Origin of the sequence: Pseudomonas saliphila, assembly GCF_008638345.1 — a bacterium.
GTDB lineage: Bacteria > Pseudomonadota > Gammaproteobacteria > Pseudomonadales > Pseudomonadaceae > Halopseudomonas > Halopseudomonas saliphila.
Genome location: NZ_VTVA01000008.1, coordinates 160,988 through 181,746 on the forward strand (window position 1 = coordinate 160,988; position 20,759 = coordinate 181,746).

The 20,759-nt window shown below is 58.2% G+C and carries 21 protein-coding genes; 14 read left to right on the forward strand and 7 right to left on the reverse strand.

Annotated features, from left to right (window positions below; translation table 11 throughout):
- Positions 1-21 precede the first annotated feature (21 nt).
- The 4 genes from FHK95_RS11080 to FHK95_RS11095 all read left to right on the forward strand — a co-directional run bounded on the left by FHK95_RS11080 (position 22) and on the right by FHK95_RS11095 (position 4,871).
- Positions 22-855 (forward strand): inositol monophosphatase family protein, encoded by an 834-nt coding sequence (locus FHK95_RS11080; protein WP_150304681.1) that lies wholly within the window; start codon positions 22-24, stop codon positions 853-855.
- Positions 856-902: 47 nt separating this feature from the next.
- A complete protein-coding gene (locus FHK95_RS11085) occupies positions 903-1,784 on the forward strand; it encodes a mechanosensitive ion channel domain-containing protein (RefSeq protein WP_150304682.1) in 882 nt (293 codons plus the stop codon).
- Positions 1,785-1,903: 119 nt separating this feature from the next.
- Positions 1,904-4,120 carry an FUSC family protein gene (locus FHK95_RS11090; protein ID WP_206668564.1) on the forward strand — a complete coding sequence of 739 codons (2,217 nt, stop codon included), beginning with the start codon at positions 1,904-1,906 and terminating at the stop codon, positions 4,118-4,120.
- A gap of 61 nt (positions 4,121-4,181) precedes the next feature.
- Positions 4,182-4,871 carry an SDR family oxidoreductase gene (locus FHK95_RS11095; protein ID WP_150304683.1) on the forward strand — a complete coding sequence of 230 codons (690 nt, stop codon included), beginning with the start codon at positions 4,182-4,184 and terminating at the stop codon, positions 4,869-4,871.
- A gap of 19 nt (positions 4,872-4,890) precedes the next feature.
- Here the strand turns inward: FHK95_RS11095 and FHK95_RS11100 are convergent, their stop codons facing one another.
- Positions 4,891-5,661, reverse strand: a complete 771-nt coding sequence (locus FHK95_RS11100) for a hypothetical protein (protein WP_150304684.1) — start codon at positions 5,659-5,661, stop codon at positions 4,891-4,893.
- A 390-nt stretch (positions 5,662-6,051) separates the two neighbouring features.
- Here FHK95_RS11100 and FHK95_RS11105 point away from each other — a divergent pair, with 390 nt between their 5' ends.
- Entirely contained in the window at positions 6,052-6,417 is a 366-nt protein-coding gene (locus FHK95_RS11105) for a SpoIIAA family protein (protein ID WP_150304685.1), read from the forward strand.
- A gap of 53 nt (positions 6,418-6,470) precedes the next feature.
- Here FHK95_RS11105 and FHK95_RS11110 read toward each other — a convergent pair whose 3' ends face one another.
- Both FHK95_RS11110 and FHK95_RS11115 read right to left on the reverse strand, forming a co-directional pair.
- Complete coding sequence (locus FHK95_RS11110) at positions 6,471-7,229, reverse strand: slipin family protein (RefSeq protein WP_150304686.1); 759 nt, start codon at positions 7,227-7,229, stop codon at positions 6,471-6,473.
- 33 nt (positions 7,230-7,262) lie between these two features.
- Complete coding sequence (locus FHK95_RS11115) at positions 7,263-8,714, reverse strand: NfeD family protein (RefSeq protein ID WP_150304687.1); 1,452 nt, start codon at positions 8,712-8,714, stop codon at positions 7,263-7,265.
- Positions 8,715-9,124: 410 nt separating this feature from the next.
- On the opposite strand from FHK95_RS11115, the gene FHK95_RS11120 reads away from it, so the two are divergent.
- Positions 9,125-10,147, forward strand: coding sequence for a DUF4034 domain-containing protein (locus tag FHK95_RS11120; RefSeq protein ID WP_150304688.1), 1,023 nt, complete (start codon positions 9,125-9,127; stop codon positions 10,145-10,147).
- A gap of 122 nt (positions 10,148-10,269) precedes the next feature.
- On the opposite strand, the gene FHK95_RS11125 is transcribed toward FHK95_RS11120, so the two are convergent.
- The gene (locus tag FHK95_RS11125) at positions 10,270-10,671 is read right to left on the reverse strand and encodes a serine kinase/phosphatase (protein WP_150304689.1); all 402 of its coding nucleotides are present in this window, start codon (positions 10,669-10,671) and stop codon (positions 10,270-10,272) included.
- 269 nt (positions 10,672-10,940) lie between these two features.
- Between FHK95_RS11125 and glgP the strand changes: the two genes are divergently transcribed.
- From glgP to FHK95_RS11160, 7 genes are all read left to right on the forward strand, one after another.
- Positions 10,941-12,614, forward strand: coding sequence for an alpha-glucan family phosphorylase (gene glgP / locus FHK95_RS11130; protein WP_150304690.1), 1,674 nt, complete (start codon positions 10,941-10,943; stop codon positions 12,612-12,614).
- A 174-nt stretch (positions 12,615-12,788) separates the two neighbouring features.
- Positions 12,789-13,055 carry a DksA/TraR family C4-type zinc finger protein gene (locus FHK95_RS11135; RefSeq protein WP_150304691.1) on the forward strand — a complete coding sequence of 89 codons (267 nt, stop codon included), beginning with the start codon at positions 12,789-12,791 and terminating at the stop codon, positions 13,053-13,055.
- A 301-nt stretch (positions 13,056-13,356) separates the two neighbouring features.
- A complete protein-coding gene (locus FHK95_RS11140; RefSeq protein ID WP_150304692.1) occupies positions 13,357-14,979 on the forward strand; it encodes a methyl-accepting chemotaxis protein in 1,623 nt (540 codons plus the stop codon).
- Positions 14,980-15,001: 22 nt separating this feature from the next.
- Entirely contained in the window at positions 15,002-16,117 is a 1,116-nt protein-coding gene (locus tag FHK95_RS11145; protein WP_150304693.1) for a porin, read from the forward strand.
- A 12-nt stretch (positions 16,118-16,129) separates the two neighbouring features.
- On the forward strand, positions 16,130-16,534 hold the full coding sequence (locus FHK95_RS11150; RefSeq protein WP_150304694.1) for a phosphate ABC transporter substrate-binding protein: 405 nt from the start codon (positions 16,130-16,132) through the stop codon (positions 16,532-16,534).
- A 111-nt stretch (positions 16,535-16,645) separates the two neighbouring features.
- Positions 16,646-17,635, forward strand: a complete 990-nt coding sequence (locus FHK95_RS11155; protein ID WP_206668565.1) for a diacylglycerol/lipid kinase family protein — start codon at positions 16,646-16,648, stop codon at positions 17,633-17,635.
- Positions 17,632-18,462, forward strand: a complete 831-nt coding sequence (locus tag FHK95_RS11160; RefSeq protein WP_150304695.1) for a metallophosphoesterase family protein — start codon at positions 17,632-17,634, stop codon at positions 18,460-18,462. The genes FHK95_RS11155 and FHK95_RS11160 overlap by 4 nt, the downstream gene beginning before the upstream one ends.
- On the opposite strand, the gene FHK95_RS11165 is transcribed toward FHK95_RS11160, so the two are convergent.
- The 3 genes from FHK95_RS11165 to FHK95_RS11175 form a co-directional block, all read right to left on the reverse strand.
- On the reverse strand, positions 18,463-19,470 hold the full coding sequence (locus FHK95_RS11165) for a hypothetical protein (protein ID WP_150304696.1): 1,008 nt from the start codon (positions 19,468-19,470) through the stop codon (positions 18,463-18,465).
- 192 nt (positions 19,471-19,662) lie between these two features.
- The gene (locus FHK95_RS11170; RefSeq protein ID WP_150304697.1) at positions 19,663-19,881 is read right to left on the reverse strand and encodes a VF530 family protein; all 219 of its coding nucleotides are present in this window, start codon (positions 19,879-19,881) and stop codon (positions 19,663-19,665) included.
- Positions 19,874-20,122: an RNA recognition motif domain-containing protein gene (locus FHK95_RS11175; RefSeq protein WP_150304698.1), complete on the reverse strand. Its 249-nt coding sequence runs from the start codon at positions 20,120-20,122 to the stop codon at positions 19,874-19,876. Before FHK95_RS11175 ends, FHK95_RS11170 begins: the two co-directional genes overlap by 8 nt.
- 79 nt (positions 20,123-20,201) lie before the next feature.
- On the opposite strand from FHK95_RS11175, the gene FHK95_RS11180 reads away from it, so the two are divergent.
- Positions 20,202-20,717, forward strand: a complete 516-nt coding sequence (locus FHK95_RS11180) for an RNA methyltransferase (protein WP_150304699.1) — start codon at positions 20,202-20,204, stop codon at positions 20,715-20,717.
- Positions 20,718-20,759: the final 42 nt, after the last annotated feature.

Sequence of the window (20,759 nt, forward strand, 5' to 3'; positions counted from 1 at the left end):
CCCGCTTCAGGAATGCCCGCAATGAATTCGAATCTGCCTACTCCCGATACCAGCGACCTTGATATAGACGGCCGTTACGCTCTCGCCCGGCGGCTGGCACAGGACGCCGCGCAGCAGGGGATGAAATATTACGCCCAGCGGGCCAGTCTGGTTGTCGATACCAAGGACGGTGACATGCAGAACGTGGTCAGCATTGCCGACCGCGAGCTGGAAGACTTCATTCGCGACGAGCTGAAAACCGCGTTTCCCGACGATGGCTTCCTCGGTGAGGAAAGCGGCTCGGCGGCGCTCGATGCCCGCTGTCTGTGGGTGATCGACCCGATTGACGGCACCGCCTGCTTTGTCAACGGCCTGCATACCTGGTGCGTATCGGTGGGACTGATGATAGATGGTGAGCCCTATCTGGGCGCAATTGCCGATCCCAACCACAATGAAGTTTTCCATGGCTGCCTGGGTCGCGGCGCCTATGTTAACGACACGCCATTGCACGTCAGCGATGCCGGCCATGTGCGCGAAGGCCTGATGGGCGTTGGTACCTTCTATCAGCAGGGCAAGGAGCATTTTCTGCCCTTTCTCTCCGGCCTGCTCGATCAGGGCGGCGTGTTCTACCGTAACGGCTCGGGCGCGCTGATGACCGCTTACGTAGCCGCCGGACGTTTGATTGGTTACTACGAAACACGCCTGAAAAGCTGGGATTGTCTGGCCGGCCTGGTGCTGGTGCGCGAAGCTGGCGGCATGCGTAACGATTTCTTCCGAGGCAACGGGCTGCTCGAGGGCAATGCCTATCTGGTCGCCTGCCCAGGCGTCTATCAACAGCTCGAAGAACTGATCGGGCCATCGTTGAACGCTATCTGATAATCTCCCGTTGCACGGCACGTCTACTCTCACGGAAGAATCTTTGAATGATCGAACAAATCGGCGCATACCTGTCCAGCATCCGGGTTACCGACACTTTCCTGAGTCTGCTGATCAGCACCGGCATCCTGCTGGTCAGCATACTGGTTCTACGCGCCGTCTCGGCGCGGTTCATCCGGCGTGCCGTACTTGCCCCCGAGCTGCGGCGCAAATGGATAGTGCAGACGCGCAACGGGTTGATCCTGTTGATGCTGATGGGCCTGGTCATGATTTGGGGCGAGGAATTGCGCACTCTGGCACTGTCCATTGTCGCCATCGCCGTGGCCTTCGTGGTCGCCACCAAGGAGTTGATCCTGTGTCTAACCGGCTCATTGCTGAAATCTGGCGCGCGCTCCTTTCAGATCGGCGACCGTATTCAGGTCAAGGATTTTCGTGGCGACGTCATCGATCAGAACCTGTTGGCCACCACCATCCTTGAAGTAGGACCGGGGCGGCTCACGCACCAGCGCACCGGCCGTATGACGATCATCCCCAATGCGCTGTTCGTTTCCGAACCGGTCATTAACGAAAGCTACACCCACGATTACGTCATTCACGTATTCACCGTGCCCTTCAAACGGGAGGACAACTGGCGCGGCGCGCAGCAAGCACTGATGGCGTCGGCTGAAAAGCATTGCCAACCCTATCTGGACAAGGCCCGCAAGCACATGACACGGCTCACTGAACACCGCGGATTCGACATACCGACGGTGGATCCCCGCGTCTCGATTCAACTGCCCACCGCCAGTGAACTGCATCTGATCGTGCGCATCCCTGCCCGCTCGGGCGAACGCAGCTTTATCGAGCAGACAATACTGGCAGAGGTGTTCGGCGAAAACGATTTCACTGCCAAACGCCAACACAAGTCCGAGGATACTGAGCTGGAGTAAGCGCTGGCGGGCGATGTGAGTGCACCCTGGCGCTCATACCCTGCCGGCATTATGTGACCGGGCGCACAATTGGTCGTCTACACTGGACACCATCACCCTGCATCACACAAGGCGAACCAGTGCCCCGCATCGCACCCGTCCGAGAGATTCTCCGAGACCTTCTGCGCACCCTTTTGAGCTCCTACGTGCTGACCGGCGTGTCTGCCGGTTTCGGTCTGATGCTGGTCGCCGGGAGCGCTTTTTTATTCATCAGCCCATACGCCGGGTCAGTCGCCGCGGTGGGTGCCATTGTCTGTATCCCAACCGACCACGCCGCGCCGCGCCGGGGCAAATTCCTGACGCTCCTGCCGACCGCGTTAATCGGCCTGCCGCTGTTTGCCAGCATGCAGGCGTTGCAGGATGATCCTTTGTGGCTCGGTCTGTTGCTGGTCCCCGCGACTTTCTTTGCCTTTCTGGCCGGTGCCTGGGGCAAGCGCGGATTGCCATTAGTCATTTCGATCATGTTCTCGATGGTCTTCTCCATGGCCGTGTCGGCACATCCACAGTCGGTCGGGCTGCTCTTCACCTGCCTCTATTTCGCCATGGGTTCGGCGCTGTACATCCTCTATTCAACCCTCGCCAACATTGCACTGAACGGACGCTACCGCAGCCAGATTCTCGCTGAGGCGCTGCTCTCACTCAGCACCATGATGCATACCCAGGCCCGGCGCTTCGTTCCGGCAGACGCCCTGGATCCACTACCGGTGCTGCCGGGTCAGTTGATGCAACAACAGGCTGCCCTGGCCGATCAGCTGCAGGCCGCGCGGGACATCATTCTGGAATCGCCGCGCACGCCTCGACGTCAACAGCTCGCGGCCATGCTGCTGCGCTCGCTGGAAATTCGCGATCATTTGCTCGCCAGCGAACTGGATCTGGATACGCTGCGAGCGGTGCCCGGCCATGCCCCGGTGTTCCATCAGCTTCGTGCACTGTTGATGGAGCAGGCAAAGATGGTCGAGTCCATCGCTGATGCGCTGCTGCGAGGCCAACAACCGCCGCCTTTTACTGATCAGCGACCCCAACTGGCCAAACTGGGTGGCGAGCTTGAGGAGGACATGGCGCCGGGCCCCATGCCGCCAGCGACGGCGATGTCGCGGGCCATTGGCAATCGTATCGGCAATATCAACGATGAGGTGCTGCGTTTGAATGGTCTGGCCCGCGGCGAGATTGCGCCCGACCTGACGGTGGTACGCACCGCCTGGCAATTGTTTGTCAGCCCTACGTCCTGGTCCTGGAAGCCGTTCACCCACGTCTGGCACTGGGATGCGCCCCCGCTGCGCCATGCTATTCGGGCGGCGCTGGCGGTAGGGACTGCCTACATGATCGCAATGGCGATGCCCTGGGCCACGCACCATTACTGGATTCTATTGGCCGTCGTGGTGGTACTGCGCGGCAGTCTGGCGCACACCCTCGAGCGACGAAACAGCCGGGTCGCCGGCACTGCGCTGGGTTGCGTATTGGCTGCAGCGATCCTGGCTACGCAGGCACCGGCCCTGTTGCTGCTGGTCATCGTTCCGCTCGCTCAGGCGATTTCGCACTCCTTTGCGATCAGACGCTATTTGATCACAGCCGTAGCGGCCACGGTGCTAAGCCTGGTCCAGGCGCATTTGCTGAGCGGCGGAACGGCGCCAGCATTCAATATCATTGAGCGCCTGGCGGACACCTTGATTGGCACCGGCATCGCCTGGGCGTTCAGCTATGTATTACCTTCCTGGGAGCGCAACCAGATACCTGCGCTGGTGGCGCGGACCATGGCCGCCCAGGCGCGGCACGCGCGCAGTGCGCTGAATCTGGGACAGCTGGAAGCCGTCGATGACGAGCCGGAGCTGGAATGGCGTCTGGCTCGACGTGAAGCCTATGACAGCCTCTCAGCCTTGGTGCAAGCGACGCGTCGTTCGCTATCGGAGCCCCGCGCGGTCAGACCCCCGTTGGAAGCACTCGAAAGCCTGCTGATTCATGGCCACAACCTGCTTGCTCAGCTTGCTGTGGTAAAGACCATGCTCATGCGACGGCGCCATCTCGACCAGGAGACTACCCGCGAACCGCTTCAGAAGGCGTCAATTCTCATCGAAAGCCTGCTGACCGCAACCGAGCCGCAGCGACCCGACAGCGCCCCCACAATAACCAGCTGGCCGACCGAGCTGCCGCAGACAGACCCGTTTGCGTATGACCTGTCGCCCTGGATAGTGCGGCGGCTCGATCTCGCCTGCAACCTTGCAGCGCAGCTGCGCGAAGACGCCGACAAGGTGCTCCACGCCCCCACCGAGATGGAAGCCGAAGAAGCCCGCCCAGCCTGACCGTATTCCCAGCATTGACTAGACTCAGACTTTGATCTGATGGGTAACAGGAGAAAGCGATATGACTGATCCAGTGTTGTTGATCACCGGCGGTTCATCCGGCATAGGCGCGGCGACCGCGCGCGAAGCAGCAGCCAAGGGCTACCGACTGGTCCTGGCAGCCCGTTCCAAAGACAAGCTGGAGGCTCTGCAGACCGAACTGGGCGGGCCGGAACGGGTGATGATCGTTGCCTGCGATGTCCAGCAGCTCGATGATCAAACGCGTATGGTCCAGGCGACCCTGGATACCTTTGGTCAGCTGGATGCGGTGTTCGCCAATGCCGGACGCGGCGGTGAGCCGGGCGGCTTCAGTGAAGCCGATCCACAGGTCTGGAAGGACATGATCCTGACCAACATCTATGGCGTCGGGCTGACCGTACAGTGCTGTTTGCCAGCACTGCGCAAAAGCCGCGGCCACATCTTGCTGACCAGCTCCGCTGCCGGGCGCGCAACCATTGCCGGTTCGATGTACAGCGCCACCAAATGGGCCGTTACCGCCATTGGCTACGGGCTGCGCGAAGAGATCCGAGGCAGCGGCATCCGCGTCACCCTGATCGAACCGGGTATGGTGGATACGCCCTTTTTCGACCAACCACCTGGCAACAGTCTGCTGCCCGAAGATATCGGTCGGGCTGTGCTCTATGCACTGTCGCAGCCGGCCCATGTCGACGTGAACGAGATTCTGGTTCGTCCGACTCCGGCAATCAGCTGATTACCGGAGCAGCGCCCCCTCAGGCCTGCGGCCGCAACCCATCGTGGTTGAGCTTGGCCTTGCGCTTGTTCTTGCCCAGAAAAATCCGCGCCAGTGAACTGTCTCGGTGCGGATTGCCGAAATGATACAGACCGGTGGCCCGCAGGTGCTCGGGATTGCACTGATCATTGGAATGCAGGCTGCGATACCCCCAGAACAGATACAGGTTGCCTGGCACCAGCTTGATGGTGATCGGTTTGAGCACACCACGTTTCACCGCCATGGCCGTGAGCTTCTGGCTCAGCGTATTGTGCAGTATGGCCTTCTCCATGATGTTCACCACCGCGCTCGAGCGTAACGGGCGCATGTTGGGGAACATGATCAGATCACCGCAATGCTCCCCCTCGGTGGGAATGAACACCGGGGCCAACGCTGTGACGGCCGTTGCATCGAAATGGTAAAAGTGTGATTCCTTGAGTCCGCTTTTGCCCTGCAGGCAGCGGATAACAGGGAAGATCCGCTCGGCATTTGACGGTTGGGCGCCAGTGGCCTTTTCATACAGGTCCGCGAGGAATTGCCTGAAGGTCGTGGAGGCGCTCAGATTTGCCAGAAGACTGCCTTCCATTGCCTCGACTCCATGAATGGAGAAGTACTCCTGATGGTGTTTGCTCGTTTCCGACCTTATATACTCTCGCGCCAGCTCCAACTGTTCCGGGGAGAAAAAGTTCTGAACAACTGCATATCCATTTGATTCGATATCGGACGCCAGGCGAGACACCACCCCAGCGTCTATAGGCGCAAACTCAGTCATAACTAATCCTTATCGTCCGAAAAGTGAGATTTGATACTCGTTACTCAATCTTTCCGACAGATCCCTGGATGCATCACAACGTTTGCCGATGAACCACCGCTAAATTCCGTTCTTTTGCAAGGTGCGTTCCAGTTCTTGTCACTTTCGGCACAAGCCCTATGTCATGGGCTGTTGCGCTGGTTTGTTCGACCGATGAGAGTATAGAAGGGTTCCGTCAACATGCACGCTGGAACGCTTGTTCAGAATTATTTATCACCTGCCCCCTTGCTTGACTAGACTCCTTGTAAATGTGGAGACGTCAGCCACAAAAAAGTGCTGATGGTTAACGACATTTAAACGATCAGATTAACGATTAGAGTTAGGTTTTTTGACCTTAAATGAGGCATACCGATGTTCCAGACTACCCGCGTAAACGATAAGCGCTTGAATGTCGTGTTCAGCGGTAAGCTCGATAGTGAGTCCATGAAGATGGCGTTAGATGAGATGGTCCGCCAGGCGCAAGGCATTACCGAGGGAGCAATGCTTGTTGAGGTAGGCGAGTTTGAACTTCCGACGCTGGGCGCGATGGCCGTGGAGTTGTCCCGACTGCCGCAACTGTTTCGTTTCATTCGCCAATTCGACAGGGTGGCGGTGATCGCTGGCCAGAACTGGGTACGCAGGATGAGCACTGTTGAAGGGGCGCTGATTCCAGGGCTCAACCTCAAAGCCTTCGCATTGACGCAGACCGCTGAGGCCGAGGAGTGGCTGGCGCGCTAAGGCGTCGCGCCGCATTGCATACCCCGCCCTGGCAACGTCCATTCAGCTTCAGGTCATTTCTGACTATTGCGCATCAGGTTCTGGATCAGATCGATGGGTAACGGAAAGACCACTGTGGATGTATTGGTGCTGCTCATATCCGCCAGAGTCTGCAGATAGCGCAATTGCATGGCGCCCGGCTCGCTGGACATTACCCGGGCTGCCTCCACCAGTTTTTCCGACGCCTGCAGCTCCCCTTCCGCATGGATTACCTTGGCGCGGCGCTCGCGTTCCGCTTCGGCCTGTCGGGCGATCGCGCGGATCATCGATTCATTGAGATCCACGTGCTTGATCTCGACGTTGGCCACCTTGATACCCCAGTCTTCTGTCTGGTTGTCGAGAATTTCCTGAATGTCCGCGTTGAGCTTGTCGCGCTCGGAGAGCATTTCATCCAGGTCATGCTTGCCGAGCACCGAGCGCAGCGTAGTTTGCGCCAGCTGACTGGTCGCCTCGCCAAAGTTTTCCACGTGAATGATTGCTTTCTCCGGATCGACGACCCGGTAATACAACACTGCGTTGACTCGAACGGTAACGTTGTCGCGGGAGATCACATCCTGACTGGGAACGTCCAGCGCGACCACCCGCAGATCGACTCTCACAATCTGCTGTAGACCCGGAATCACAATTACCAGACCAGGCCCTTTGACTCCCTGAAAACGCCCCAGAAAGAATACGACGCCTCGCTGGTATTCCGGCAGGATGCGAATGGCCGACGCCAGCAGCATCAACAGGATAAGCAGCGGCGCGAGGTATGGAATCAGGTCGTATGTCATGCTTGCTCCTCGAAGCCGGTCGCCGAAACAATGCTATTGCTCGGCAACAGGCTCCTGCACTGTAGGTTTCAAATGAAGGGTCAGACCTTCGACCCGGGCGATTGAAACAGGTTGACCGGTCTGGATGGGCGACTGCGAAACGGCTTTCCAGCGTTCGCCACCCACCTGTATATATCCCTGGTAGCGCTCCCCTACGCGTGAGAAATCATCCAGAGCCACTCCCTGCTCGTTGATCAGCCGATCGGTACCACTGACGGCCGGACGCCGGCGCAAGGTGAGCACCCGCGTCACCGTCCATAACAACAGAGCGCCGAATATCGCAGCCATCCCGCCGATCATGGGCAAGGATATTGGCTGATGACTGCCATCCATCAGAATAATCGAGCCAATCACAAAGGCGACGATACCGCCGATCCCCAGCGTACCGAAGCTGGGCAGGAACGCCTCCGCGACTATTAGCACCAGCCCCAGCAGAATCAGCGCCAGCCCCGCGTAATTGACCGTCAGCACCTGAAAGGAAAACAGCGCAAGAATCAAACAGATACCGCCAATGATGCCGGGATACAGATTGCCCGGATTCGATAGCTCGAAAATAATCCCGTAGAAACCGATCAGCATCAGAAAGTAGGCGATATTGGGGTTGGTTATCACGGTCAACAATCGGGTACGCCAGTTGGGATCAACCCGTATCAACGTTAGATCAGAGGTCGCCAGCGTTCTTTCGCCATCCGCCATTCTTACGCTACGGCCATCAACTTGCGCTAAAAGATCATCCAGGCTCGATGCCACCACCTCGATAACATCACGCTCCAGCGCCTCGGTGGCCCCCAGATTAACCGCCTCACGTACGGCCTGCTCGGCCCAGTCGGCGTTGCGATCATGACGTTCGGCAAGGCTTCTTATATAGGCCACGGAATCTTCCAGCAACTTGCGCTCCATGGCGCTGCCCCCGCGCCTGGGCTCGGTCTTTTCGCTGGCGCCGTTCTCTCCCTCTGATTCGCCTGGCTCAGTTGCCGGATCAGGGCTGCCCGGCAATCCGCCCATCTGCACCGGCGTCGCCGAGCCCAGATGGGTCGACGGGGCCATCGCAGCGATATGACTGGCATAGAGGATGTAGGTCCCGGCGCTGGCCGCACGTGCTCCGGCGGGAGTGACGTAAGTAATGATCGGCACTGGCGAGCGCAGAATCTCGCGAATGATCAGCCGCATGGATTCCATCAGCCCACCCGGCGTGTCCATTTCGATCACCACCACTCGCGCCTGCTCTTCCTCTGCCTGCTCGATGCCCCGCACAATATAATCCATGGTCGCCGGCCCTATGGGACCATCGACAGACAGAATCAGCGCACTGGGCGAACCCTCCTGCTCCTGCGCTAGCAACCCCGGACCGGAAGACGCCGCAAACATGACGACCCCGAGCAGCAGCAGTCCCGCCCAGAACCAGGCAAGCGGCGTGTTCGATAACATTACTCTGAGATAACGCATGGCCTGACCGCCTTCGGAAAACGAACGGGCTCTTAGTCAGCCTAGCAGATGAACCGCCACTCCATTTCGATACCGATGCATCCAAGCCAGCGTCAGGGAAATGCGCGAGCTGTCGCATAGCGCAATGGGGGCTCCGGTCACCTGCCGAGTCTGTGACCCAGGTCCGCCCGGCAGGCTTGGTACCCACTCGGGAATGTCGCACCATGTTCGCTACCGCACATTGGCCCCGCCTGAATCGACTAATTTCAACAAGCCGCGGATCGCCCTGACCCGCATCCGATTCCAGCGCGCAACGGTAGTGTTCAGCCAGTCCTGACCGAGGTCGCCATACCGCGTCGCCTTTACATCACGTCGGGACGACTCCGCTCACTCGGCGTACGGAAGCTTACCTGTCAGAACGGGAGGGACTCATGAACATCATCAAGAAGCACGTCTGCTATCTTTGCTTCGTCGGCGCAGGCCTGCTGGCGCCGCTGTCCGCGGTGTCAGACGAACTGGGTGAGCGCCGGGCAATCTTCGATACCGTGGTGCGCGATCTGCAGAACGCCAACTTCAATCATCTTGAGTCGCTGGCCGAACACTATAGGGGCAGCCAGGCACGCTCACCCAGCGGGGTATGGAAACTCAGCGCATTGGACGCAGGGGTGCGGTCCATGTTCGACCCGACCAACCGCGACCTTGAGTATTGGGCCTACCTTGAAGACTATCTTGGCCAGTGGCTGAAACAGTACCCCTCCTCCCCCACCGCGCATCTCGCACGGGCCAGCATGCTGATTCATCAGGCCTGGAGTTATCGTGGCACTGGCCCGACAGACTCGGTCAAGGAAGAAGACTGGCAGCCGTTTAATGAATATATCGAGCAAGCCCGCGTAGTGCTGGAGCAGTCCAAGCCAATCGCTGCGCGCGACCCCCAGTGGTACGTCACCATGGCGGTTATTGCCAGGAGCCAGTACTGGCCCGAAGAGCGGTTCAAGACCATGCTCAATGAAGGCCTATCCCGCTATCCCGATTACTATCCGATCTATTATTCGGCGGTCGATTACTACTCCCCGAAATGGAACGGTAGCGCGGATGCCATCGAGCAGTTCGCCGTCGATGCCATGGAGCGTACCCAGAACAGCGAGGGTAACGGTTTGTATGCGCGGCTGTACTGGCATGCAGCGCAGACACAGTACGATGACCGGCTGTTCCAGGATTCGGGTATTAACTGGCCGATGATGCAAAAAGGCATGGACGACGTACTCGAGCGGTATCCCGATCAATGGAATATCAATAACTTCGCACGCATTTCCTGCTTCGCCGAGGACAAGAGTAAGGCTCGCGAGCTATTGCAACGCATCGAGTCGCCGATCAAAGAAGCCTGGGGCGATCTGGATGAGCATTCCAGGTGCCAGCGGTGGGCTGCAACGGCTGAACCGGTTGCGGCGCGATGAACCGGCGCCGGACCTCAGAGGTGTCATACCCATGGGCTTTAACCGGCAAGCTACCCGGCATCGCGTGATCGCAGCGTGTGCCGGACGCGTCCGGTAAGGTACCAATCAGCGAGCTCTCGAGATCATTCCGCTTCACCGTCCCAGGGCTTGCCGTCCAACGGCTTGGCTCGCCCGAGCTCAGCTTCATCCAACCCCCCGCCAGCGCCGATGTCGTCTTCATCCACTACCGAAAAGTCCTGATCGGTCGGCTCCTCGCTTTCGCCGGCCTCAGACGGCGAGCGCGCACCATCATCAGGCATCAAGGTTTCAGGCGTGGCATCATCCATGGTGGGACCTTCCCCCGGCTGCGACGCTTCGGTCAGACCCGCCTCTGCTGCGCGATCGATGGCTTCGTCCTCTGTAGGCACCTTGCCAATCGGCCCCATGGGCTCGTCCTCGGGAATGGAAAGGTCATCGATCTCTTCGTCCACCGCACCCTGATTGTCAGGGCGGTGTGGGTCTCGCTTTTCATCAGGGTCTTTCATTATCTCGTCTCCTGCTGGTGTTATGCAGTTGACGACCACTCGGAGAAAAGATTCCCGAACCCGCGGCGGTTGCTATCAGGGAAACCTGGTTTCGACAATTGAACGCCGCGGAGCGACAAACGGTCTAGTGTCTCGCTTGCCGAAGCCCCGTCCCTGCTTGACACTTAACACCATCCCGCCTTCAAGCAGTATGGCAAGGGTAAATGGACTCAACCCCCCATCCGACTGCGAACTCTGCTAGCCCATACCCAATGAGATCTGAACTGACCATGAATACCTATGACCAATGGAGTCATCCCTATCCCATCGACCAGCGTTACGGCAAACGGGTCGCGTATTTCTCCATGGAGTTTGCGATCGCCCAATCGCTGAAAATCTACTCAGGCGGCCTCGGCTTTCTGGCCGGCTCGCATATGCGCAGCGCCTATGAGCTGAAGCAGAACCTGATCGGTATCGGAATGCTCTGGAAATTCGGCTATTACGATCAGGAGCGTAACGAGGATCAAACATTGCGCGTGCATTTACAGCGCAAGTATTACCCTTTCCTGCGTGACAGCGGCATCACTGTAAAGGTGACAGTCAACAGTCACCCGGTCTACGTGAAGGCTCTGTATCTGGCGCCGGAGATCTTCAATACCGCGCCTATCTATCTGTTGACTACCGACATTCCCGAAAACGACTTTCTTGCACAGACCATCACCCACCGTTTGTACGACGGCGAACACGCGGCACGCGTAGCACAGAGTATCGTGCTCGGTATCGGGGGCGCCAAACTGGTCGAGGCATTGGGTGGAGCCGACATTTATCACATGAACGAAGCCCACGCGATGCCCATGGCTTTCCAGTTGATGGAGCAGCTGGGCGATCTGGATGAGGTCCGCAATCGCGTGGTGCTGACAACCCATACGCCGGAACTGGCTGGTAATCAGGAGCACGAAATCGGCTTTCTGCGGGATATGGGCTATTTCAACGGCTTGTCCCACGAAACGGTGGTGCACATGACCGGTATGGATGGAAATATATTCAGCCATACCCTCGCCGCGCTGCGGGTGGCACGGGTATCAAATGCCGTGTCACGCCTGCATGGCGAGGTTTCCAACCAGATGTGGGGCGCTAACCCTGGCATCTGTAAGATTCAGGCGATTACCAACGCGCAGAACAGGACCTTCTGGCAGGACCCGGCGCTTCGCGGAGCACTGGACGAAGGCAATGACGCGCAGCTGGTAGAGCGCAAAAAGCAGATGAAAGATGAGCTGTTCAAGGTGGTCGCTGATCAGACCGGCAAGCGGTTTGACCGGGACACTATTACCGTAGTGTGGGCACGCCGTTTCGCTGCATACAAGCGCGCCGACCTGCTCATTCGGGATATTTACCGCTTTACCGAGTTGATCAATCGAAGCGACAGGCCGGTGCAGGTGATCTGGGCGGGCAAGCCCTTCCCTACTGATCACGGCGCCATCGAGATGTTCGACAAGCTGGTCAGGATTTCCTACAAGGCACCCAACTTCGCCGTATTGACCGGTTATGAAATTGAGCTGTCCCGCTTGCTCAAGCAAGGTGCGGACGTCTGGCTGAATACCCCGAGACGCCCGCGCGAGGCGTCTGGAACCAGCGGCATGACCGCTGCTATGAACGGCGCGGTAAATCTATCCATCAACGATGGCTGGATTCCGGAATTCGCTCGCCACGGCGAAAACAGCTTCATCATCCCGATTGCTGATCCGGCGACGTCCGAGTACGAGCAGGACGAGTTCGATTATCAAAATCTGATGCGCATCCTTGAGCACGAAGTAGTCAACCGCTATTACGATGATCCGCAGGGCTGGCTGGAAATCGCCAAGCAAGGCATGCGCGATGTCGTCCCAGCCTTTGATTCCAATCGCATGGCGCACCAATACTACGAACAGCTGTATAACGCTGAGGTGGACTGTATCCGAAGCTGAGATCTGCGAAATTATTCGCGATTGGTTCGTGTAAGGCCCGCTCCGGCGGGCCTTACTCGTGTGGAGCCTTCGATGCTGCGACTGATCGGATGGATTTGCCTATTCGCCAATTAATCCCATACTTGAGGAGAGCGCGCGGCATCAGGCCGTGCGGACCACGAAGCGGGAGACCCCATGGCTACCGGTTGGGCTCAAGACGGCGCGGTTCAGGATCAGATAGACGACACCGTGGACGAGGCCGTTCAGCGCGCGCGGAGCAAGCTACCCCACGGTGAAAGCCTGAGCCATTGTGAAGAGTGTGGCGAGCCTATCCCCGAGGCTCGACGCAAGGCGCTGCCCGGCGTGCGTCTGTGCATCGCCTGCCAGACCGCACAAGACCAGGAAAACCAGCGCAACGGTGGTTACAACCGACGTGGCAGTAAGGATAGCCAGCTTCGGTGATGGATCGGAGCAATGGAGGGCCGGGTTCCATCCCGGCCATAGTGTTTGCCGGCAATGCCGCTGGTCGAGATGGAACTAGACGCTCCATGACGTGACGCTTACGCACCCTGCCATATACCCGTCGCTCCGCCGAGCGCGAGCGCTTTAATACTTATTTGTTTCGACCCCTCAACCTCCGCCTTTTCCCGCCGATAACCCTAGCAAGGTGAGTCGTCAAAGCCCTATCACCCATTTCCCACCGATAGCGTTTCAACATTGTGAATGCTTCGTCATATTCTCCGCGGCGGACACTGGAAGTCATATGCTCAAGAATCTCTCGCTCGTCTACAAACTGGCCCTGGCGCCAGCCATTGCTCTGCTGGGCCTGGTGGCCTATGTCGGCTATACCTCGGTGCAACTAACCACTGTCGACTCGCGACTGGTGGCGCTCGAAGCCAACAGCTATCCGGTGCTTGAACGCTCAGACGCTGTGCTCTTTCAATTTTCACGGTTGCCGGGCATCTTCAATAGCGCCGTCACCGCAGGTGAGCTGGCAACCCTTGAAGAGGCACAGCTAGTCCTGACAGACATTCAGGATCACCAGAAAACGCTCAGCCAACTGGTCGGCGGCGAGCCTCAGCGCAAGCGGGAACTGGATGCGTGGCGTGACGCGATCAGCCGGTACGCTTCCAACGCATCCCAGGCATCGGGGTCATTGATTCAAGGCTCGGCCTCCTTTGAGGACCTGCGTCCTAATCTGGACCGCATGGCCAATGATCTAGCGCAGGCGCAACAGCTGGGTGCTGACTTCCGCGCTGGCGCCTACGCCGACTTCCTGCAAACCCTGGCCCGTACCCGCGAAGAAAATGCCGCCACCATTCGCTTTGGAATTGTATTGTCGCTGGTGCTGGTGCTACTGGTCGCGCTTGGTGCCTGGGCGGTGACGCGCAGCATCATGAGCAATGTGCATGGGGTAATCGATTCATTGAAGGCGATAGCCCGCGGCGAAGGCGATCTGACCCGCCGCGTGAACATTGAGTCGAACGACGAGATCGGCGCCATGATCAAGCTGTTCAACGACTTCCTCGACACGCTGCAGTCGACCATTCGCCAGATCGTGGACGCTGCCAGTCCGCTAGGACAGGTGTCCAAGGAGCTCTATCGCGTCACGCAAGGCTCCGAGGCGAACGCCAAGTCCCAGCAGCAACATACCGATTCGATTACCCGCGACATTCTGAATATGAACGACAACATTCAGGAAGTCGCTCGGCGCTCGCAGCAGGCTTCGGAGCAAGCGGAATCCGCCACGCGCCAGACCGCCACGGCCCGTGAGCGTATTAACACCCTGTCGGAAAGCATCAACGATCTCGGCACCAGCGTCAGCACAGCGGTGCAGTCCATGGCGGAGCTGGAGGAAGAAACCCAGGCCGTCGGCTCGGTATTGACCGTTATCCGCAGCATCGCCGAACAGACCAACCTGCTGGCATTGAACGCGGCAATCGAAGCGGCACGCGCAGGCGAGCAAGGTCGTGGCTTTGCTGTCGTGGCTGACGAGGTTCGTAATCTGGCGCAAAAAACCGCCGCCTCCACCGCAGAGATCCAGCAGATTATCCAGCGGCTGCAAAACAGCGCTAACTCGGTGCTGAACGTCATGACCGCCAACAGCGAGAAATCCAAGGACAGCATTGAGCGTTCCGCAGAAGCAACACAGTTGCTGGCGACCATTGCCAATGCGGTTAATCAGATCAACGAGCTGAATGCCGATATTGCTCGCTATACGCACGAGCAGACGGGCCTATCGAGCTCCATCCAACAAGAAACGCAAGTGTTGCAGCAGGACGCACAAGCAACCGCAAAAGGGGCAGATGCCACGGCCCGACTGGGCGAACAACTTGTCAGCACCGGAGATCACCTCCGCGCGGCAACCGCCCAATTCAAAATCTGATTTGCTTGAAGGAGCACACTAAATGTTTAGGTTAAATGCAATCGGCTTGGCCGTAGCCTGCCTCGCCGCGTCCCCGGCTTTCGCTTTGAGCCAGGGCGAATACCGTTTCAATGGTTTCGGCACACTTGGCATTACCCATCTGGGTGGCGAAGAAGAAGGCCGCAGTTATGGTATTCATGGCCAGACCAACGATTCATGGCGGGGTGACGAACTGTCCAAGCTGGGTGGACAGTTCCAATATGGGTTGAGTGATCGTCTCAATCTGACCACACAGGTGACGGTCAAGGCTGAGCAGGACACCTGGAAGGCCAATCTGGAATGGGCATATCTTTCTTTTCAAGCCACTGACCGCTTGACCCTCCGTGCCGGCCGTCTACGCATCCCGGTGTACATGTATTCCGAGACGCTGGATGTGGGCTTTACCTATCCGTGGTTGAGGTTGCCTGACGAGATCTACCATCAGGTGCAGATCTCCAACTATGAAGGCGTTGATTTTATCTACTCCATGCCCGTCAGCTACGGCTCGGTGAGTGTGCAGGCCTTTGGTGGCCAGGCCGAAGATCGCGAACAGTTCGCCTATGACCAAATGTTTGACATGGACTACAAGAAAGTCGTCGGTGCAAATATCAAGCTGGACACCCATGGTTACGGTAGCTTCCGTCTCGCCTATAGCGAAGCAAGCCTGAACATGACCATGCCACATCTGGCGCCCCTCGGGATGGCTGATGTCGCCAATGATGTAAAAGGCAAGTTCACTTCCATCGGCCACCAATATGATCAAGGCAGCTGGCTCGCGGCCAGTGAAGCAACGCGCCTGGTTGTCGAAGGTCCGACGCCGACCAAAGACGCTTTCTACCTCATGGGTGGACACCGTTTCGGTGATTTCCTGGGTCACGTGACCTACGCACAGCTCGACGAAGAAAACTCCGGACGCCAGGTTTCCTGGACCTATGGCTTGAATTACAGCTTGACCTCCAACGTAGTGCTGAAAGGGGAATACAAGCGCGTTGACACCTCCGATGGCGGCCAGGGTGTGTTTGTCCAGTCCGGCGGGGAATACATCTCCGATCTATTGGCCGGCACCTCCAGAACCTTCGACGGCGACATCATCAGTGTCGGTCTCGACTTTGTATTCTAAGGAGCCAAACGCATGAAAATATTTGCACGCTCCATCAGCATCATCGCGCTAACCCTGGGCGCATTTTCCGTCCAGGCGGAGGTTGCGGTTATCACAAACCACGCGGCTGCCGCCGCCCCGACACAGGCAGAAGTGGCCAACATCTTCCTCGGTAAGGACAAGTCTCTGACCGGTATCGATCAGGAAGGCTGGAACCCGGTGAAGGAACACTTCTACACCACCGTGACCAGCAAGAACGAATCGCAGCTCAAGTCCTACTGGTCTGGCTTGATCTTCACCGGTAAGGGACAGCCACCAGCCAGCCTCGCGGGTGATGCTGCCGTCGTGGCGCAGGTCGCTTCGGATCCCAACACGATCGGCTATGTCGACAGCGCAGCTGTGACCGATGCGGTCAAGGTGTTGTTTACCCTGCCCTGATGCTTCGTTTCTAGCGCCGGAAAAGCCGACATCCAGTCGGCTTTTCCGTTTCTGTGGCTGGGCAAGCATCTAACGCTTACCGTTTTGCCAATATGGTCTATGATCACCGCCATGACTGATCCTACCCTGCGCACCGAACCCGTCCGTCCTATGCTCTGTTCGCCATTAACAGGGCAGGAACCGCTGTTCATGGTAATGAATACCGGCTCCGGCAAAGGCAATGCCGACCAGATTAGCGAAACCATTGAAGCGCTGCTTTCGGCAGCTGGACGCCGCTACGAGCTGATACCCATAAGCAGTGGCGCCGAGCTCGAACCAGCAGCCAAAAAAGCCTTGCAAAAGGCTCGCGAGCAGCACGGCATCGTGGTCGCCATTGGTGGTGACGGCACGCTGAATGCTGTTGCGGGGGTGGTGCTGGGCTCAGGGGTTCCGTTCGGGATATTGCCACAGGGCACGTTCAATTATTTCGGCCGCTGTCATGGCATTCCCCAGGACACTGAGGCGGCGCTGCGCTGTTTGCTGGATGCAAAGGTTCGCCCGGTCAGCGTGGGCATGCTCAACGATCACCTGTTTCTGATCAACGCGAGTCTGGGGCTGTATCCAAGACTGCTGCAGGATCGCGAGCTGTTTAAACGCCGTTACGGGCGTAGCCGTCTGGTCGCGCTGTGGTCTGCCCTGGCGACGCTGGCCCGGGCGCACCGGCAGCTCAATGTTCAGCTTGAGTACGAAGGCAATATCCATACACTGCGCACGCCGACTATTGTGGTCGGTAACAACCGTTTGCAGATGGAGCACATCGGGATCGACGACGCGCAAGCGCCCGAACACGACCAACTGGTGCTCATGACATCCAGACCAGTGGGTACGCTGTCACTCTATTGGCTGTTGTTGCGCGGGCTGGTAAGCCGCCTGGGCGAAGCCGACAATGTCATCTCCTTTGCATTCGACAGCATGGTGGTGCGGCCCGGCCGTGGTCGGCGACGCGTAAAAGTAGCCCTGGACGGGGAAGTCAGCTGGATGACCGCGCCGCTGACGTTTCGGGTCGCCAAGGACAAACTTCCGCTACTGGTGCCGCGTGTTCCCGTGGAGGTTGATTCATGACCCGTGTCCTTCAATTGTCAGATCCGCATTTCGGTACCGAACAACCGCAGGTGGTGGACGCTCTGCATCGATTCATCGACAGCTGCGCCCCCGATGTGCTGCTGCTAAGCGGTGACATTACCCAGCGGGCACGCCGCAGTCAGTTCGACGCGGCACAGCGCTTTCTGGACAGGGTTACCTGTCCGGTGCTGGCCATTCCGGGGAATCACGATATCCCGCTGTTCAATCTGTTCGCGCGCTTTTTCAATCCGTACGGCAACTTCCGGCGAACGTTCGGAAAGCATCTGGAACCGGAGTTTTCCAATCCAGATGTGCTGATCATCGGCGTCAATACCACGCGCGCCTCCCGTCACAAAGACGGAGAGGTGTCCGCTTCGCAGACCGCACGCGTCATTGAGCGTTTACGTCAGGCCGAGCCGGAGCAGTTGCGGATCGTCATGCAGCATCATCCGGTTCGAGCAGTGGCCGAATCGGACAATGCCAATCTGCTGATTGGTCGGGAACAGGCGGTTCCGGCCTGGGTAGATGCGGGCATGGACCTGCTACTCGGCGGCCATATCCACTTGCCGTACGTATGGCCCCTTTTTGGCCATACCGGTGAATCGGGCCGTAAAGCCTGGACTGTGCAGGCCGGCACCGCCGTCTCGAGTCGCACGCGCGGTGAGGTTCCCAATTCCGTCAACCTGATCCGGCATGACGTTGAAGCCGATCGGCACCAGTGCTTCATTGAGCGCTGGGACTATTCGGCTGAAGCTGATTACTTTGTCCAGGCGCTGGTTACTGACGTAGCCCCGGACCGCCCCAGTCAGGGTCCGGCTCTGACCTGATCAACGTCTAAATTCGAGGTGCTGGCGATGGGGGTTTGCCCCCCGCCAGATAAAGCCTTCGAAGTAGTAGTGCAGCAGAGTGATCGTTAGCGCGACCACCAACACCAGCTTGAAATCATCCTGCAGGCTGGTCAGCACATAGGCGACTGCAATCGAGGCGGCCGGCAGCACGATGATGGGCGGCAATCTACTGAAGTGCGTCAGCCGATAGATCAGGTTTACCGGCACCGCACGATTACGATTGGTGTCGTGGGTGATGTAGATCATGAACGCGGTGATGTCATGAATGACGCGCGGAATAAGGATCACGAACAGCGTGTAGCCCATTTCATGTATCAGCAGCACTGAGGTCAACATCGCGACGTTGCCCCATAGATACCAGACGCCGATCCGGTTACGCGAGGTTCTGCTGAGCCGGACCGCCAGTACGACGACCGCCGCACACATCAGCCCCGCCAGTCCAATCAGAAACTCGAATGCGCTCACGCCGGCAAACAGTTCGTAGCCGAGCGCGCTGGCACTATAAACGGTGACGTAGATGACGAATCCGCAAAAGATCGACAGCCACTTCCAGGCCTTGAACACGCCGGAGGGCGGCACTCCCATCATCATCAGCGTCAAGCCCAGCTGCTGCGCCAGAACATGATAGATGGTGTAGAACGCGAGGAAGATAAACAAGGCCTGCTCCCCCATCGGCTGCGGACCGAATATTGCCAGGCTGGTCAGCCCGGCAAATCCGAGGAGCGGCGGCAGTAGGCTGCGCCTGTAGTGGGAAAGGTACTCCGCGTCCGCCATGGTCAACAGGCTCGCCACTATGTGCGGCAACCCGAAGATGACTGTCCAGAAGGGCCAATGCATTGGATCAATTGGAATATGTTCCCGAATCAACTGGCCATCCAGCGCGAGACTGTCGAGCAGCACCAATGCGAGCGAGACAGGTACCACGGCATAGAGCGCGAGCAGCCAACGGCAGTCGAGAACCTGCAAGGGGTTATCAAGGGTGTTCAATGGAATGCCCCACCGTCTTGTTATTGAGCCCGTATTGTGGGCTAAGCAGTGGCGGCCTGAACGTGACGCAATTAACAGAAGAGCGGCTTCAAACGCCCATTTTAGACGGCTTTATATTGAATGAAACTATATTCACCCGTTATCCCGGACCGCCCGGTATAACGGGTGCTGATGTCATGTGCCCGGATCAGCTCAGTTCAGAGAAGCCAGATACAACGCCTCGACTTTCTGGCGCGCCCATGGCGTCATCCGTAGAAATTTCAGGCTGGAGTTCAGGCTGGGGTCAACCTGAAAGCAACGAATTGGAATCAGTCGACCCAACTCCTCCCAGCCATAGGTGTCGACCAGCGAGGTCAGGACCTGCTTGAGCGTCACGCCGTGCAGCGGATCAGTACCGGTTTGATCAGGCACTGGCTGATTCGTCCAGCTTCACGCGGATGCGGTTTCCGGCTACTTCAGTACCATTCAGCCCTTTGATAGCTGCCTTGGCATCCGACGGGTGCGGCATTTCGACAAAGCCGAAGCCCTTGGACTTGCCCGTTTGCTGATCCATGACCAGATCACAGGACGTCACGATGCCGTGCGCCTCAAAGAGCGTGCGCAGTTCGGTTTGAGTGGTGTTGCGAGCAAGATTGCGAACAAGAAGTTTCATCGTATTCCCATGATAGAATTCAGCGCGCACTATACCCCTAACGGGCATAACCTTCATTGCCAAGCATAGTCGACTTTAGATGCCATCCTCCGCCAGTATTGGTCTGATCAATCCCAAGAGCCCTACCAACGTCGGTGCCGTGATGCGCGCTGCGGGCTGTTATCGCGTCGACTCGGTTCGTTACACGGGTACGCGTTATACCCGGGCCGCACGCTTTCATACCGACACCCAGGATGTCAGCCGCCACATCCCGCTGACCGGTGTAGATGACATCCTTGACAACCTGCCGCCGGGCACCCGGGTGGTGTGCGTGGAACTGGTCGAAGGCGCCGTCGCGCTCCCGGCATTCAGTCACCCCGAACGAGCGCTGTATGTGTTCGGCCCGGAGGACGGCAGCCTCAGCCAGGAGCTGATTGATCGCGCGGATCATGTGGTCTATATCCCGACGGTCGGCTGCATGAATCTCGCGGCTACGGTCAATGTGCTGCTGTACGACCGTCTGGCGAAATCCTCGGCGGGCATCGGCAACGACGCCTTGATTCGCGAAAGTCGCGATACCAATAACCGCGTCCGGGTCGCCCGGCCAGCTGCTTAGCAGTCACCTACCCCGGCCGCCTGTTTGGTACACTGCTGCGCC